15 protein-coding genes, 1 tRNA gene and 1 other RNA gene are annotated in these 14,573 nt (G+C 68.9%); 4 read left to right on the top strand and 13 right to left on the bottom strand.

The window, feature by feature from the left end:
- Window positions 1–172: 172 nt before the first annotated feature.
- The 5 genes from AC1DJ5_RS07900 to AC1DJ5_RS07880 form a co-directional block, all read right to left on the bottom strand.
- Window positions 173–247, bottom strand: a tRNA-Gly gene (locus AC1DJ5_RS07900).
- An 88-nt stretch (window positions 248–335) separates the two neighbouring features.
- Window positions 336–1,280: a TraB/GumN family protein gene (locus AC1DJ5_RS07895; RefSeq protein WP_441454570.1), complete on the bottom strand. Its 945-nt coding sequence runs from the start codon at window positions 1,278–1,280 to the stop codon at window positions 336–338.
- A gap of 55 nt (window positions 1,281–1,335) precedes the next feature.
- Window positions 1,336–1,533 carry a helix-turn-helix transcriptional regulator gene (locus AC1DJ5_RS07890; protein ID WP_441454571.1) on the bottom strand — a complete coding sequence of 66 codons (198 nt, stop codon included), beginning with the start codon at window positions 1,531–1,533 and terminating at the stop codon, window positions 1,336–1,338.
- 10 nt (window positions 1,534–1,543) lie between these two features.
- On the bottom strand, window positions 1,544–1,987 hold the full coding sequence (locus AC1DJ5_RS07885; protein WP_441454572.1) for a hypothetical protein: 444 nt from the start codon (window positions 1,985–1,987) through the stop codon (window positions 1,544–1,546).
- A gap of 81 nt (window positions 1,988–2,068) precedes the next feature.
- Window positions 2,069–3,289 carry a DNA recombination protein RmuC gene (locus AC1DJ5_RS07880; protein ID WP_477020229.1) on the bottom strand — a complete coding sequence of 407 codons (1,221 nt, stop codon included), beginning with the start codon at window positions 3,287–3,289 and terminating at the stop codon, window positions 2,069–2,071.
- A gap of 111 nt (window positions 3,290–3,400) precedes the next feature.
- Here AC1DJ5_RS07880 and AC1DJ5_RS07875 point away from each other — a divergent pair, with 111 nt between their 5' ends.
- A complete protein-coding gene (locus AC1DJ5_RS07875) occupies window positions 3,401–4,564 on the top strand; it encodes a DUF3089 domain-containing protein (protein ID WP_477020228.1) in 1,164 nt (387 codons plus the stop codon).
- Here the strand turns inward: AC1DJ5_RS07875 and recR are convergent.
- Both recR and AC1DJ5_RS07865 read right to left on the bottom strand, forming a co-directional pair.
- A complete protein-coding gene (recR, locus tag AC1DJ5_RS07870) occupies window positions 4,561–5,178 on the bottom strand; it encodes a recombination mediator RecR (protein WP_441454574.1) in 618 nt (205 codons plus the stop codon). The genes AC1DJ5_RS07875 and recR overlap by 4 nt on opposite strands.
- A gap of 141 nt (window positions 5,179–5,319) precedes the next feature.
- Window positions 5,320–5,649 carry a YbaB/EbfC family nucleoid-associated protein gene (locus tag AC1DJ5_RS07865; RefSeq protein ID WP_477020227.1) on the bottom strand — a complete coding sequence of 110 codons (330 nt, stop codon included), beginning with the start codon at window positions 5,647–5,649 and terminating at the stop codon, window positions 5,320–5,322.
- Window positions 5,650–5,810: 161 nt separating this feature from the next.
- Between AC1DJ5_RS07865 and AC1DJ5_RS07860 the strand changes: the two genes are divergently transcribed.
- Window positions 5,811–6,425, top strand: a complete 615-nt coding sequence (locus tag AC1DJ5_RS07860; RefSeq protein WP_477020226.1) for a malonic semialdehyde reductase — start codon at window positions 5,811–5,813, stop codon at window positions 6,423–6,425.
- A 104-nt stretch (window positions 6,426–6,529) separates the two neighbouring features.
- Here AC1DJ5_RS07860 and AC1DJ5_RS07855 read toward each other — a convergent pair whose 3' ends face one another.
- The 3 genes from AC1DJ5_RS07855 to ffs form a co-directional block, all read right to left on the bottom strand.
- Window positions 6,530–8,383, bottom strand: coding sequence for a DNA polymerase III subunit gamma/tau (locus AC1DJ5_RS07855; RefSeq protein ID WP_477020225.1), 1,854 nt, complete (start codon window positions 8,381–8,383; stop codon window positions 6,530–6,532).
- Window positions 8,384–8,590: 207 nt separating this feature from the next.
- Complete coding sequence (locus AC1DJ5_RS07850; protein WP_477020224.1) at window positions 8,591–8,986, bottom strand: DUF3597 domain-containing protein; 396 nt, start codon at window positions 8,984–8,986, stop codon at window positions 8,591–8,593.
- A gap of 223 nt (window positions 8,987–9,209) precedes the next feature.
- Window positions 9,210–9,305, bottom strand: an RNA gene (gene ffs / locus AC1DJ5_RS07845) — signal recognition particle sRNA small type.
- Between the two features lie 85 nt (window positions 9,306–9,390).
- On the opposite strand from ffs, the gene nudC reads away from it, so the two are divergent.
- Complete coding sequence (nudC, locus tag AC1DJ5_RS07840) at window positions 9,391–10,314, top strand: NAD(+) diphosphatase (protein ID WP_477020223.1); 924 nt, start codon at window positions 9,391–9,393, stop codon at window positions 10,312–10,314.
- Between the two features lie 166 nt (window positions 10,315–10,480).
- Here nudC and AC1DJ5_RS07835 read toward each other — a convergent pair whose 3' ends face one another.
- Entirely contained in the window at window positions 10,481–11,203 is a 723-nt protein-coding gene (locus tag AC1DJ5_RS07835) for a 3-deoxy-manno-octulosonate cytidylyltransferase (protein ID WP_441454580.1), read from the bottom strand.
- A gap of 141 nt (window positions 11,204–11,344) precedes the next feature.
- Between AC1DJ5_RS07835 and AC1DJ5_RS07830 the strand changes: the two genes are divergently transcribed.
- Window positions 11,345–12,013 carry a c-type cytochrome gene (locus AC1DJ5_RS07830; RefSeq protein WP_441454581.1) on the top strand — a complete coding sequence of 223 codons (669 nt, stop codon included), beginning with the start codon at window positions 11,345–11,347 and terminating at the stop codon, window positions 12,011–12,013.
- Between the two features lie 215 nt (window positions 12,014–12,228).
- Here the strand turns inward: AC1DJ5_RS07830 and AC1DJ5_RS07825 are convergent, their stop codons facing one another.
- Together AC1DJ5_RS07825 and AC1DJ5_RS07820 are read right to left on the bottom strand one after the other, a co-directional pair.
- Window positions 12,229–13,032, bottom strand: coding sequence for a C40 family peptidase (locus AC1DJ5_RS07825; protein ID WP_477020222.1), 804 nt, complete (start codon window positions 13,030–13,032; stop codon window positions 12,229–12,231).
- Window positions 13,033–13,111: 79 nt separating this feature from the next.
- Window positions 13,112–14,509 carry a leucyl aminopeptidase family protein gene (locus tag AC1DJ5_RS07820; protein ID WP_477020221.1) on the bottom strand — a complete coding sequence of 466 codons (1,398 nt, stop codon included), beginning with the start codon at window positions 14,507–14,509 and terminating at the stop codon, window positions 13,112–13,114.
- Window positions 14,510–14,573: the final 64 nt, after the last annotated feature.

Below are 14,573 nucleotides of genomic sequence, written 5' to 3'. Positions count from 1 at the left end.
ATCCAAACGAATATGCGTGCCCAACCGGCTTATGATGAACAGAACAAGTGTCTTGGCGTCCAGATTTAAGATTCTGAAGACCGCTGGGGCGCCCCGCAGAGAGTCAGCCCCCTAAATCAGGCCTGCCGACACCTGACACAGTTCGTTCGAAAATCGACACACGATCAAGTGCTGGAGCGGCCGGGGGGAATCGAACCCCCGACATTCAGCTTGGGAAGCTGACGTTCTACCTCTGAACTACGGCCGCGCAGGCGGCGGACCATAGAGGGCGGGGCTGAAAAGAAAAGGTCCGGCGCGGGGCCGGGCCTGGGGAAAATAGGAACCCGACCGAGCCCTTAGTCGTGGACGCGCTCGACGCGGACGCCGCGCTGTTCGAGTTGCGCCTGGAGGCTGTCGGGACCCGCCAGATGGCCGGCGCCGACCGAGATGAAGGCCGTGCCCGATCCGGCTAGCAGGGTCTGGATCTGATCGGCCCAGGCCTGATTCCGGCGGGTCAGCATGACGGCGTACATCTCGCTTGAGTCCGTCCGCATCTCCTGACCGATCAGGGCGTCCAGGGCGTCGACGTCGCCGGCGGCCCATGCCGTCACCATGCGGCCGAGGAAGGCGTCGGCCTGATCAAACTCCTTGAGGCCCGAGCGCAGCATGGCCAGTTGGGCCGCCTCGGACATGTCGGCGACGAAGCCGATCTGCTGGGGAGCGGTCTCGAACCCCTTGATCGGCTTGCCGGTCGCAGCGGCGCGGGCGTGCAGAATCTGATCGCCGCCGTTGGCGGCGACGTAGCCGGCCTTCTGGATCGAGGCCAGGGCCAGTTGCAGGCTGGCCAGCCACGGACGTAGGGGATTCAGTTGCGCCGCGCTGGCGCCGACCGTCCGTGCGGCGGCGTCCAGATCGGCCATTTCCTCGGCGGTCAGCAGGCTGGATAGAGGACGGTCCGGCGAAATTCCCTTGGCCTGGATCAGCGCCATGACGCCGGTCTGGTCGTTGAGGTCGGCGATCTCGAACCAGTATTCGTCGGCGCCAGCGAAGGCCTTGTCCATGCGCGCCGTGCCCCAGGGGGTGTCGGGCTTCAGCACGTGGACCGTGCCGAACAGGTAGATGGTTGAATCGGCGTCGCGCACCACCCACAGCCCCGGCCCCGAGCCTCGAGGCGCGGCCGTGACGGCGACAGGTTCGGGGGCGACGGGCGTCTGCGCCACAGCGGACGGCGCCAGCAACAACAGGGCGACGCCGGCGGCGAGGGCGGAAACCGATCGGATCCAGAGGCGGGCGAACGTCATGGCGAACTCCTGGTCAGGGCGGCGGCACGGGATCAGGCGTCTGCGAAGCGCAGGATCAGTCCGGATCGTTGGAGAAGATGGATTCGATCGGCAACTGGAACAGACGCGCGATCTTGAAGGCCAGCGGCAGCGACGGGTCGTAGCGGCCCGTCTCCAGCGCATTGACGGTCTGACGCGAGACGCCGAGCTCGGTCGCCAGGTGCGCCTGGCTCCAGTCGCGCTCGGCGCGCAGCACCTTGAGACGATTGTTCATGCCCTTGCCCTCAACGCCGCGCCAACCACCACCAACCCCAGGCGATGGCGTAGCCGATGAGTTGAAACGCGAGGATCGCCATCATGCCCGAGACAAGAAGGTCGTGCGGCGTTTCACCCAACGACGCCGGAAGGGGAATATCAGAGCCCCGGAGCGAGAGCGTCAGCAGGCAGATCGCGCCGACGATCATTCCGCATGATCCGCCCCAGAACCACGACCATTTGTGCGCCTCGCGCGCGGCCTCGTCCACGCGACGCCACCACAAGAGGCACAGCCAAAGCGTCGCCGCCATGACCAGAGCCAGGACGGCGACCGTCAGAAACAGACCGGTTTGGCCGGGCAGTTCGGAGAGAGACGCAGAGCCCACGCCGCCCAGAAGCCCCAAGACCATCGTGGCGACGGTCAGGGCGATCAGTCCGGACGCGCCGAGCGGTTTAACAGGCTTCGAAGACATGGATGCTCTTACTTGCCGACAGACAAGTTTGTTTTACATGCGCCCCAGCTTGCGTCAAGCGAGGTTGTCAGGCCCTGAGGCCTACTCCGCCGCCGGGGCGTTCAGCAGTTCGGGGCGGCTGAGGGTGCGCGGCGACTGTTCGACGGCAGGCAGTTCGGGCAGCTCCTTGCCCTCGTGGTCGACCTGCAGGTCCTCGAAGCGGCGGGCCGAGACCATGACCTGGCTCTCCAGCGAGCCGACGAACTGGTTGTACTTGCCCACCGCGGTCTCCAGGGCCCGCCCGACCGCGCCGGCGTGGCCGCCCATGACCGACAGGCGCTTGTAAAGCTCCTTGCCCAGCTTGGCGACGTCCTCGGCGTTCTTGGCCTGCTCCTCGGCGCGCCAGCCGTAGGCGACCGCCTTGCACAGGGCGAACAGGGTGGTCGGGGTGACGATGACCACGCGCGAAGCCATGGCCTGGGTCATCAGGTCGGGCTCGTGATCCAGGGCGGCGGCCAGGAAGGCGTCGCCGGGCACGAACATGGCGACGAAGTCGGGGCTGGGCTTGAACTGGTCCTGATAGGCCTTGGACGACAGCTGGCGCACGTGGGTCTTCATGCTGGCGGCGGTGCGGGCCGACATGGCCTTGCCCTGGGCCTCCTCGTCGCCGTCCGCCTCGTCGGCGAAGGCCAGCGACACCTTGGCGTCGATGACGAACATGCCGCCGCCGGGCAGCTTGATGATGAAGTCGGGGCGCTGCTGACGCCCTTCGTCATTGGCCGAGGAGTTCTGCTCCTCGAAGTCGAAGCGGCCGGCCATGCCGGCGGCTTCCAGCACGTTGCGGCAGGTCTGTTCGCCCCAGCGGCCGCGACGGCCGGTATTGCCCTTCAGGGCCTCGGTCAGGCGGCGGGCCTCGTCACGGGTGGCGGTCGAGGCGGTCATCAGGGCGGCCAGTTGTTCCTTTAGCCCGCCGGTGTCCTCGGCGCGGGTCTTCTCCAGCGCGGCGACGTGTTCCTGGAACTTGGCCAGGGTCTCGGAGACCGGCTTGAGCTGGGCCTCCATCCGCTCGCGGGCGACGCGGTCCTGGGCCTGGAAGGTCTCGGTGGCGCGGGCCACCAACTTGGTCGCCACGGCCTCGGCCGACTGCGAGGCCTGGGCCTTGAGGAATTCGGCCATGGAATCGCGGCTCTCCTCCATCAGTTCCAGCCGGGCGTCGGCGGCGTCGAGCGCGCCCCTGGTCTTCTGCCAGCCCATGAAGGCCCAGAAGAAGCCGCCCCCGGCGACGACGGCGACGACCAGCAGGATGAGTTCGAGCGTGTTCATGCTCCGTTCCTAACCGGAGTCGCGCCTTCGGCAAAGGGCGGCTCTGGACGACCGGCGTTGCCCGTTCGTCGTGTCGGCCATAGGCTTCCGGTCGGTGGCGGGGGAGCGGCGATGCGAACGATCATTCTGGCTTTCGCCGTCGCGCTGGGCTCTGAGCTGACCATGGCCCTCCCGGTCACGGCCCAGACGCCCGCTCCACCCGACTATGCGCAAGATCACGCCTGGATTTGCCGTCCTCACCGCCACGACGCCTGTGCGGTCGATCTGGCGGCGACCGTCGTGACAGCCGATGGCGAGCGACGAATCGAGACCCCTGCGTCCGGCGACGCCGTCCCCGCGATCGACTGCTTCTACGTCTATCCGACCATATCGACCGCCCCGGGCGACAGCGCCCCCATTGCCGTCACCGAGGATGAAGCCCGCAGTGTGCGGCTGCAACTGGCGAGACTGCGCTCGGTCTGCCGCCTCTATGCCCCGCTCTATCGCCAGCTAACCGTCAGCGACATGAAACGGCGGTTGGAAGGCGGCCAGACGCCAGACCTGCCCGCCGCCATGGCCCTGGCCGAAGACGATGTCGCCGCCGCCTGGGCGCATTATCTGGCGCACGACAACGCCGGACGCGGCGTCGTGCTGATCGGCCATTCGCAGGGAGCGCTGATCCTGCAGGGGCTGATCCGCGAACAGATCGACGGCAGGTCGCTGATGGCGCAGTTGGTGTCGGTCGTCCTGCCGGGCAGTTTCGTGACCGCCCCTGCAGGACAGGACGTCGGCGGCACCTTCAAGGCCATCCCGGCCTGCCGCGCGACGACCCAGACCGGTTGCGTCATCGCTTTCAACAGCTTCCGCGCCGACGCCCCGCCGCCCGAGGGCCATGAGGCCGCGTTGGGCGATGGCGAACGGACGATCTGCGCCAATCCGGCGGCGCTGGAAGGCGGCCCAGCGAGACTTCGACCCTACTTCGCTACGGACGGGGCGACCATCACCCCCTGGTTCTCAGCCCCGCCCCACAAGCTCGCCGCCGATGCGCCGCCCTTCGTCTCGCCGCGCGGGCTGAGCGCGACCTGCGTCGATGAAGAACGGGGCGGCTATCTGTCCATCGCCGCAACATCCGTCGCGGACGGGTTCACCCTGGGCGGCGACTTCGTGTTTGAAGGCCGTCGCGACGCGGCCATGGGCCTGCATCTGATCGACCTGGAGTTGGTGATGGGCGATCTGGTCGAGGTGATCGGCGCCCAGGGTCGCGCCTACGCCGCGCAGATCGCGGCCCGCCCCTAGGCTGGGCGGCGCGCGCGCAGGGCCTGGATGATGGTGCCGTCGTCCAGCCAGTCCAGTTCGCCGCCGACCGGGACGCCGCGCGCCAGCGAAGTGACTTCGACGCCGGCCGCCGACAGGCGTTCGGCGAGGTAGTGGGCCGTGGTCTGGCCGTCGACGGTGGCGGGCAGGGCCAGAACGACCTCCCTCGCCTCGCCGCCCCCCATCTCTCCGCCTTTGACGCGGCCGATCAGTTCGGCGATGCGCAGCTGCTCGGGGCCGACGCCGTCGAGCGCCGACAGCAGTCCGCCCAGCACGTGATACTTGCCGCGAAAGGCGCCCGAGCGCTCCATGGCCCACAGGGCGCCGGCCTCCTCGACCACGCAGATCAGGGCGTTGTCGCGGCTGTGGTCGGCACAGATGGAGCAGGGATCGCGCGTGTCCGGCGCGCCGCAGACCGAGCAGTTGACGACCTTCTCGGCCGTCTCGGCCAGGGACGCCGCCAGTGGGACCAGCAACTGTTCGCGCCGCTTCAGCAGGGCCAGGGCCGCGCGCCGGGCCGAGCGCGGGCCCATGCCCGGCAGCTTGGCCAGCAGGCTGATGAGCCGTTCAATTTCCGGCCCGGCGGAGGCGGCCATCAGAAGTCCCCTCCATCCGTCATGCTCGGGCTTGTCCCGAGGATCCAGAAATACGGCGATCCATGAGTCATCATCAGAGGTCGGCGTTTCTGGATGCTCGGCACAGGGCCGAGCATGACGACAGGGGGGCGGAGGCGGCCATCAGAAGAGTTTCGGCATTCCCGGGAGGTTCATCCCGGCCATGGGGCCGGCGGCCTCGCGCATCAGGGCGCTGTTGACCTCGTCCAGCTTGCGCTTGGCGTCGGCGTGGGCGGCGACGATCAGGTCGGCCAGGATCTCGCCCTCGCCGGGGGCCATCAGGCTGTCGTCGATCTTCACCGCGGTGATCTCGCCGGGGCCTTTCAGGGCAATGACGACAAGGCCGCCGCCCGAGGTGCCCTCGGCGTTGGTTTCGGCCATCTTGGCCTGGGCGTCCTGCAGCTTTTGCTGCATCGCCTGGGCCTGTTGCATCAGAGCGTTGAGGTCTTTCATCCCCCCTAGATAGGGCGAAGTGCAGCAAGGCTCCAGTCCCTGACAAAGAACGACGATCTTTATTGGCAACAGAATTTGTAGCGATTACCCTTGACGCCGTCGCGGAAGAGGCCAAATAGCAACCATTGAAGTTGCTAATCCTGTTCAGGAGGTTCTCCCCCATGGCTTTCGACGCCCTTTCCGCCCGCGACGTTCCGGTTTCCGACGCCGTGCTGGCCCAGTTGTTCACCGAGGCGCGCACGCGCAACGGCTGGAGCGACCGGCCCGTGTCCGAGGAGCTGATCCGCAAGCTGTACGACCTGACCAAGTTCGGCCCGACGGCGCTCAACATGACCCCGGCCCGCTTCGTCTTCGTCACCTCGCCCGAGGCCAAGGCGCGCCTGGCCCCGCACATGGCCGAGGGCAACCGCGCCAAGACCCTGGCCGCGCCGGTCAACCTGATCATCGCCCAGGACATCGATTTTCACGACACCTTGGCCAAGCTGTTCCCGCACGCCCCGGGCGCCCGCGACTGGTTCCTGGAAGAGGCCGGTCGTCGCGAAGCGGCCTTCCGCAACGCCTCGCTGCAAGGCGGCTACCTGACCATCGCCGCCCGCGCCCTGGGTCTGGACGTCGGTCCGATGTCGGGCTTTGACGCGGCGGGCATGAAGGCCGAGTTCTTCCCCGACAGCAATGTCGAGCCGAACTTCATCATGAACCTGGGCTACGGCACGGACGAGAACCTGTTCCCGCGCTCGCCCCGCCTCGACTTCGAGGAAGCCGCGCAGATTCTGTAAGCTAGAAACCGTCATCCCGGACGGCGCGCAGCGCCGATCCGGGACCGCCCAAGACGTTGCGCTTCCTGCGGTCCCGGATAGCCCTGCGGCTCCCGGGATGACGCTCAGTCCTCTTCGCCGGCCTCGTCGTCTTCCGGGATGGCGGGCATTTCGACCGCCGGGGCCAAGGTCTTGATCTCCTTGATCTCGGCGCCGGGGAAGGCCTGCATGATGGACACCACGAAGGGGTCCGCCTCGACCGCCGCACGGCGGGCGGAGCGGGCCTTTTTCTCGACCTCGATCAGGGTCTCGCCGCCGCCCTGACCATTGGCGGCGATCAGCCAGGTGCGGCCGGTCCATTCCTTCAGGCGCCCGGCCAGACGCCGCGCCAAATCGTGCGGCGAGCCCTGCGCGGGCTCATAGACGATGGCGCCCGGCTTGAACGAGACCGGCTTCACATAGCGTTCGACATCCATCTGCAGCGTGATTTCGCGCTTGTCGCCGATCAGAGCGACCACCGCCTCGAAGGTCTGCGGATCGGGCAGGGCCGGCTGGGCCATGGGTCGTGTCGCCAGCATGGCCGAGGCGCCGCCGCCCCCGCCGCCGCGCGGACCGCCTGCGCCGCCGCCGCCCGGCAGGGTCCCGCCCGACTGGATGGCCTTCAGCGCCTCTTCCGGTCCCGGCAGGTCGGCGGCGTAGGCCAGACGGACGATGGCCATTTCCACCGCGTCGGCCGGGTTCGGCGCGCGCCGCACCTCGTCCAGCGCCTTGAGCAGCATCTGCCAGGTGCGCGACAGGGCCCCGGCCGAGATGGCCGCGCCCATGGCGGCCAGTTTCTGCGCCTGATCATTGGGCAGGCGGGTGGCGTTGGGGCCCAGCATCTTGGCGACCGAGGCCGCGTGGCAATGCTCCAGCAGGTCGTTAGTCACCTGCACCGGATCGGCGCCATAGCCGTAGAGGGTGCGGAAGTTCTGAAGCGCCTCGGGCGTGCGCCCGGCCATGACGGATTCGAACAGGGCGATGGTCTGGGTCCGGTCGGCCAGACCCAGCATGTCGCGCACGGTCGCCGTCTGCACCGTCTCGCCGTGCTCGGCCTGAACCAGGGCCTGATCCAGCAAGGACAGGCCGTCGCGGACCGAGCCCTCGGCGGCGCGCGAAATCAGCGCCAGGGCCTCCTGCTCGATCTTCATGCCTTCGCGGTCGGCGATGCGCGACAGGTGGCCGACCAGGACCTCGGGCTCGACGCGGCGCAGGTCGAAACGCTGGCAGCGGCTCAGGATGGTCACCGGGACCTTGCGGATCTCGGTGGTGGCGAAGATGAATTTGGCGTGGGGCGGCGGCTCCTCCAGCGTCTTCAGCAGGGCGTTGAACGCCTGCGTCGACAGCATGTGGACCTCGTCGAGGACATAGACCTTGTAGCGGGCCTCGACCGGCGCGTAGCGGACGCTTTCGAGGATGTCGCGGATGTCGTTGACGCCGGTGTGCGAGGCGGCGTCCATCTCCATGACGTCCATGTGCTGGCCGGCCATGATGGAGGCGTCGTGGCGGCCATGCGCCGTCAGGCTCAGCGACGGCTTGTCGATGACGTCGGTTTCGTTGTTCAGGGCGCGGGCGAGCAGGCGGGCGGTCGTCGTCTTGCCGACGCCCCGCACCCCGGTCAGCATGAAGGCGTGGGCGATCCGGCCCGTGGCGAAGGCGTTGGTCAGGGTCCTGACCATGGCCTCCTGACCGATCAGGTCCTCGAAGGTGCGCGGGCGGTATTTGCGCGCCAGAACCTTGTAGGCGCCGTCGTCGGCGGGTTCGTCCGCGAACGGTTCGGCCTTGGCCGGGGCGGGCGTCGCGACGGGCGCGGCGACCGGAGCCGCGACGGGCTCGGGTGTAGCGGCGGGCGCGCCGAACATGTCGTCGGTGTTCTCGTCCCGCTCGGGAACGTCCTCCTCCCAGGGAGGGCCATCAAGACTCGGATCGACGTCGCTCATGCGGATGTCTTACCGCGAGTAAGCCGCCAGCGCATCCTCCCCTCGGCCGATATGCACCGTCATTCTCGGGGCCGACGCTAAGCGGAGGAACCCGGGAACCTAGGCGGCGGCCACAGGCTGGAAACCGGCCACGCAACCTACAGGCCTGGGTCCCGGATCAGCGGCGCGCAAGCGCGCCTTGTCCGGGATGACGGAGGGTTGGGCGAATCAGAGATCGGTGGGCAGTCGACCGCCGTTGTCCCTGATCTTCTGAATCACCTGGGCGTGCAGCCAGACGTTCATCGCGGCGCTGTCGGACTTGTCGCCGGTATAGCCCAGCTCGTCGGCCAATTCCTGGCGCTCGGCCAGCGAGGATTCCAGCCCGACCAGCTTCATCAGATCGACGATTGAGGTGCGCCAGTTCAGCTTCTGCGCCTTCTGGTCGTTCATGAAGTCGAGGATGCCGGCGACATCGACCTCGGGCGCGGGAGCGGCGGCCGAGGGGGCGACCGGGGCGGCCTGAGGCTGGGCGGGCGCTGCGGTCGGCGCCGGAGCCGCCGGTGCGTCGGGGGCCGCCTCCTTCTTCTTGAAGATGCCGCCGAGAATGGACCCGAGAATGCTCATCGCCTGCTCCTGAAAAGGTGAGGCCCTTTCAGCGGGCCAGAGCGATTCGGGTTCCGTGAAGCTTGCGCGACCGAACAGCCCCTGTCGGAAAAAACAGAGTCCAATTCGTCTGAATAGTCTGAAAATCGCGCTCAAAAGCGAGCGACCGCGTCGCGAGCATAGCGCCCTAGACTGCGCTCAAGCAGTCGATCACCGCGTGATCGACGATAGCGCGCTCAAACGAAGAAAGTAGAGACCGCGACCCAAAGGTGAATTCGTTGTGGCTGCTGCCTTCCGGCCCTGACCAAGTTGGCGAAGCCTTCGCCCGCGATCTCCGAGGAGGGATATGACGGTTGGCGGCCCCGGAATCAAGAGCTCTAAGCAAGACCCCTCCCCCATCGCCAGCGTCGGGGGTATGAAGCGCCATGTCCTATCGCAACGTCTTCTCCGGCAATCCGCTCGACCGCTCGGGCGACCTTCGCAACGACGCCGCCTGGCTGGGCGAGCAGGAAGCCAACCCCGAGGCCCTGGCCATGGTCCTGTGGGAGGGCCGGCCTCTGGTCGAGGACCATGACGGCGGACAGCGGCTGGTCTGGCTGGCGCTGGCGCACGGGCGCGACCTGGCGCCGGACCGCGACGTCTTCCTGGGTCTGTGGAAGGGCGCGCCGGCCTTCGCCGTCGAGTTCGAGGGCTCAATCGACCCGACCAGCGGCCCGGCCCAGGGCCTGGGCCAGTTCATCGAAATGCGCGCCGCCGCCGCCGCCCTATCGGAAACCGATGTCGCCATCGCGGGGACGGCCAAGAACCTGTTCGACTGGCGCCGCCGGCACGGCTTCTGCGCCGCATGCGGTCAGGCGACGGATCAGGCCTCGGGCGGCTGGCGGCGGCTCTGCCCGGCCTGCGGCGTCGAGCATTTCCCGCGCGTCGATCCGGTCGTCATCATGTTGCCGGTCTATAGGGGCGGGGCGGAACCGCGTTGCCTGCTGGGCCGTCAGGCCGTCTGGCCCGAGGGCCGGATGTCGGCCTTGGCCGGCTTCATGGAGCCCGGAGAATCGATCGAGGAGGCCTGCGCCCGCGAGGTGATGGAGGAAGCCGGCCTGACCGTGTCGAGCGTCAAATATCACTCCAGCCAGCCCTGGCCCTTCCCGGCCCAGCTGATGATCGGCCTGATCGCCGAGGTCACCACCGAGGACGCCGCGCCGGACCAGACCGAACTCGAAGCCGTGGCCTGGTTGACGCGGGCCGAGGCGCGGGCGGTGCTGGCGGGGACGCACGGCGCGATCCACGCCCCGCCGCCCTACGCCATTGCGCGGCGGCTGCTGGCGACGTGGGCGGAAGAGGAGGCTTAAGCTGGAGGCCCTTCCCCCCTTGCGGGAGAAGGTGGCCGAGCGCAGCGAGGTCGGATGAGGGGTTTCGCGACGGCGTGTCGCAACCCTTTATCCAACACTTGAGAGACCCCTCATCCGTCAGCCTTCGCCTGCCACCTTCTCCCGCAAGGGGAGAAGGAAGAAAGGATCAGGCCAGCGCCCGCGCCGCCTCCAGGTCCGCCGGGTTGTCCACCGACAGCGGGGCTTCCTCGATCACCGAGGCCCAGATCTGCAGGCCCATCTCCAGGGCGCGCAGTTGTTCCAGCTTTTCGCGCTTCTCCAGCGGCGACGGCGGAGCGGCGCAGAAGCGCATCAGGGCGTCGCGACGATAGCCGTAGATGCCGACGTGGCGCCAGATCGGGCCGTCGCCGTAGAGGGTCGAGCGGGTGAAGTAGAGGGCGCGGCCGCTGGTCTCGCCCTCAGCCAGGGCCAAAACGGCCTTGACCACGTCGGGGTTGATCCGGTCGGAGACGTCGGCCTCGGCCGCCACCAGGGTCGCGATGTCGCAGGCCGATTCGCGGTTCAGCAACTCGGCACAGGCCCGCGCCAGATCGGGCGAGGCGAAGGGCATGTCGCCCTGGACGTTGATGACCAGGTCATGCGCGCCGTCGGGATCGACCGCCTCGACCGCCGCGCGGATGCGGTCGGAGCCGCTGGGCAGGGCCGGATCGGTCAGGACGGCCAGGCCGCCCGCCGCCTCGACGACCGCGACGATCTCGGGATCGCCCGCCGCCACGGCGACGCGGAAGCCGGACAGGGCCGCCTGCTGCCAGGCGCGCACGATCATGGGCTGGCCGCCGATATCGGCCAGCGGCTTGCCCGGCAAACGGGTCGCGGCCATGCGAGCGGGTATCAATATCAGCGGATTCATCGACTTGACGCGTCCTGTGACGCCCGGAAGCACCCGGGCCGGTTGCGAAGGCCGCGCTAGCGTGTAAGAGACGCCCACGCAAGGATACGCCTGTACGCCGCATCGCGGTTTGGGCCTTAGAGACGGGATGCGACGACGCGCATGAGCGGCGATCTGAAGTGGAACAAGATTATGGGCGCGTGCCTGGGCACCGCCTTTGTCATTCTGGTAGTCCAGCAGGTGTCGGGGATGGTTTACCAGACCAAGACGCCCGAGAAGATGGGCTATTTCGTCGACGCGCCGGTAGAGTCCGCGGGCGCCGAACCGGCTGCCCTGCCGATCGACTGGGGCACGGTCCTGCCGACCGCGGATCTGGCCGCTGGTGAAGCCGCCTTCGCGCGCTGCCAGGCCTGCCACGACGCCCACAGCGGCGGCGCCGACAAGATCGGTCCGAACCTGTGGGGCGTGATCGGCGGTCCGGTGATGCACCGCGCCGGCTTCGCCTATTCGGACGCCATGGCCAAGCACAAGGCCGAGGCTCCGACCTGGGGCTATGACCAGATCGACGCCTTCCTGACCGCGCCGGGCCGTTACGTCCCGGGCACCAAGATGTCGTTCGCCGGCATCCGCGACGAGAAGACTCGCATCAACTTGATCGCCTGGCTGCGCACGCAGGGCTCGGGCGGCTTCGCCATCCCGGCCTCGGATCCGGCCCGCCAGCCGGGCGCCGCTGCTGCGGCGGCCCCGGCCGCTGAAGGCGCCGCCACGGAGGCCGCTCCGGCCGCCGAGGGCGCGGCTCCGGCTGCTCCGGCTGCGGCCCCCGCCGCCTAAGGCTCGAGCCACAGTCGAACGATTTGGAAAGGCGGCCTTCGGGCCGCCTTTCTGCGTTTGGGCCCCCGCCTTTACACCCGCTCATCCCCGCGGAGGCGGGGACCCAGTGAGAGCCACGGGCGCGCCCGCTAGGCATGCGCCCTCGACTTCAGCGCAGCGGTTGCAGCCAAAGCACTGGGTCCCCGCCTCCGCGGGGATGAGCGGGATAGAGCGTGTCAGATCCGACGAAAGACAGCCGAGGCGAAGCCTTCGCCCGTCAGCCGGGCCTCGACCTCGGCCAGGGACTCGATGACCACGCCGCCGCGCGCGCCGGTCGAATGGATGACCTGATCGGCGGCGACCATGATGGCGGAATGGCCGGTCCAGTCGTGGTCGCTGTTCGGGGCCATCCAGACGACGAGATCGCCGCGCCGCGCCGCTTCGCGCGCGACGGGGCGGCCCAGATCGGCCTGGGCGTCGGAGCGGCGCGGACCGGGCAGGCCGCAGGCCAGCAGCGCCTGCTGCACCAGACCCGAGCAGTCGGTCTCGAACGAGGAACGGGCGCCCAGCGCATGCGGGCGGCCCAGCAGGCGCTCGGCCACGGCGACCGGCTCGCGCTCGAAATCGCCGACCGGTTGAAGATCGTCAGCGCTCAGCCCCTCGGCGGCGTCGCCGACCAGGGCGTTCAGCGGCAGGGTGGCGGAAACCGAGGAGACGCGGCGCGTGGCCAGGGGCGCGCCGGGCGACAGAACATCGAGCGCGACCCAGCCGACGATCCCGTCGCGGCGGGCGCGGCCCCAAACTCGGTCGCCCTGGCGATGCAGCACGTCGAAGGCCTCGCCGTGCAGCAACTGGTCGATGCGTTGATCCGCGTCGGACACAATGTCCGCGACCGGGACCCGGCAGTGCATGGGCTCGGTCCGGCGATAGGCCTCGGCCCGCATCAGGCCTTCCAGCGCCTGCTCGGCCAAAACGGTCCGGTCTCCGTCCCGAAGGATCAGAGGCGGGCCGGGCGGAAGAAGGGCCAGGAGGTCGGACAAGCAAGGACTCGGCGGCGATTCACGCGGGTGAACCGCCGTTTGTAAACGCCGAAGCCAAATCGGGCGTTAACAGCCTTGGCTATTTGGCGAATCGGTCGCGCAGATAGCGATAGCAGGCGCGCAGGGCCTGGGCCTCGCCGCCCTCGGGGTGGCCCGGACGCGCGCGCGGGTTCCAGGCGAAGATGTCCATGTGCGCCCAGGACCCGGTCGCCGGGGCGAACTTTTGCAGGAACAGCGCCGCCGTCACCGACCCGGCCTGGGCCCAGGCGGCGGAATCATTCCTCAGGTCCGCGATCTCGCTGTCGAGCGAGGCGCGATAGCCGGCCCACAGCGGCATGCGCCACAGGGGGTCGCCCACGGCGCGACCGGCGCTGAGGATGCCCTCGGCCAGGGCCTCGTCGTCGGTGTAGAGGGGCGGCAGCTCGGGACCCAGCGCCATGCGCGCCGCGCCGGTCAGGGTGGCGAAGTCCAGCGTCAGATCGGGTTCATGCTCGCCCGCCCGCGTCAGGACGTCGGCCAGGATCAGGCGGCCTTCGGCGTCGGTGTTGCCGATCTCGATGGTCAGGCCCTTGCGGCTCGACAGGATGTCGCCGGGGCGGAAGGCGTCGGCGGACACGGCGTTCTCGACGGCGGCGACCAGCACCACCAGGCGCACGCGCAGGTCGGCCTGCATAATCAAGCGGCCCAGAGCCAAAGCATGGGCCGAACCGCCCATGTCCTTCTTCATATTGCGCATCCCGGCGGCGGGCTTGAGGTCCAGACCGCCCGTGTCGAACACCACTCCCTTGCCGACCAGGGCCACCAGCGGCAGGTCGGTCTGGTCCAGCTTCCAGCCGATTTCCAGCACGCGCGGCGCGCGATGCGGGGCGGCGGCGCGGCCGACGGCGTGAACCGCCGGATAACTTGCATCAAGCAATGCGTCGCCCGTCGTGACGGTCAGGGTCGCGCCTGCACTCTGGGCGATCTCGCGGGCGATGGTCTCGATCTGCAGCGGCCCCATGTCGGCGGCGGGGGTGTCGACCATCTCGCGGGCCAGGGCGGCGGCGGCGGCGATGTTCAGCGCCTCGGTCAGATCAAGCCCGGCGGGCGCCGCCAAACGGGCGCGACCGCGCTCGGGGCGGGCCTTGTAACGGTCGAACAGGTAGCCGCCGAGGACGAAGGCCAGGGCGGCTTGCTGAGCCGCCTCGCCCTCGACGCCGTCCAGCCGCCAGTCGCCGGCGGGCAGACGCGTCGGCAGGGAACGCGCCGTCATCGGCTCGAAGGCTTCGCCCGCGCCGAACAGGGCCTCAAGCGCCGCGCCGTCCTCGCCGGGGAGGATCAGCAGCTGGCCCGCCTTGCCGGTGAAGCCGTTGGCCTCGGCCCAGGCGGCCTGTCGTCCGGTCAACGCCTGCCCCTGCGTCACCACGCGCACCGGGCGCGCGGCGTTCGCCTCGTCTTGGGAAGCGGCGATCAGCAGGTCGGGATGGACGACGGACATGGGGCGAGCCTTTCCGGCCCTTAAGGCCGCTTAACCAAACCTTGACGCGGAGGCGCGACGCTGG

The sequence above is a fragment of the Brevundimonas sp. 01N35 genome (assembly GCF_056399785.1).
Note: the sequence above shows the minus strand (reverse complement) of the source record. Positions and strands in the feature narration are given on the sequence as shown.

Coding starts and splice junctions, on each gene's coding strand:
- AC1DJ5_RS07895 (WP_441454570.1), bottom strand. CDS start 1,280: ATGACGTTCGCCCGCCTCTGGATCCGATCGGTTTCCGCCCTCGCCGCC.
- AC1DJ5_RS07890 (WP_441454571.1), bottom strand. CDS start 1,533: ATGAACAATCGTCTCAAGGTGCTGCGCGCCGAGCGCGACTGGAGCCAG.
- AC1DJ5_RS07885 (WP_441454572.1), bottom strand. CDS start 1,987: ATGTCTTCGAAGCCTGTTAAACCGCTCGGCGCGTCCGGACTGATCGCC.
- AC1DJ5_RS07880 (WP_477020229.1), bottom strand. CDS start 3,289: ATGAACACGCTCGAACTCATCCTGCTGGTCGTCGCCGTCGTCGCCGGG.
- AC1DJ5_RS07875 (WP_477020228.1), top strand. CDS start 3,401: ATGCGAACGATCATTCTGGCTTTCGCCGTCGCGCTGGGCTCTGAGCTG.
- recR (WP_441454574.1), bottom strand. CDS start 5,178: ATGGCCGCCTCCGCCGGGCCGGAAATTGAACGGCTCATCAGCCTGCTG.
- AC1DJ5_RS07865 (WP_477020227.1), bottom strand. CDS start 5,649: ATGAAAGACCTCAACGCTCTGATGCAACAGGCCCAGGCGATGCAGCAA.
- AC1DJ5_RS07860 (WP_477020226.1), top strand. CDS start 5,811: ATGGCTTTCGACGCCCTTTCCGCCCGCGACGTTCCGGTTTCCGACGCC.
- AC1DJ5_RS07855 (WP_477020225.1), bottom strand. CDS start 8,383: ATGAGCGACGTCGATCCGAGTCTTGATGGCCCTCCCTGGGAGGAGGAC.
- AC1DJ5_RS07850 (WP_477020224.1), bottom strand. CDS start 8,986: ATGAGCATTCTCGGGTCCATTCTCGGCGGCATCTTCAAGAAGAAGGAG.
- nudC (WP_477020223.1), top strand. CDS start 9,391: ATGTCCTATCGCAACGTCTTCTCCGGCAATCCGCTCGACCGCTCGGGC.
- AC1DJ5_RS07835 (WP_441454580.1), bottom strand. CDS start 11,203: ATGAATCCGCTGATATTGATACCCGCTCGCATGGCCGCGACCCGTTTG.
- AC1DJ5_RS07830 (WP_441454581.1), top strand. CDS start 11,345: ATGAGCGGCGATCTGAAGTGGAACAAGATTATGGGCGCGTGCCTGGGC.
- AC1DJ5_RS07820 (WP_477020221.1), bottom strand. CDS start 14,509: ATGTCCGTCGTCCATCCCGACCTGCTGATCGCCGCTTCCCAAGACGAG.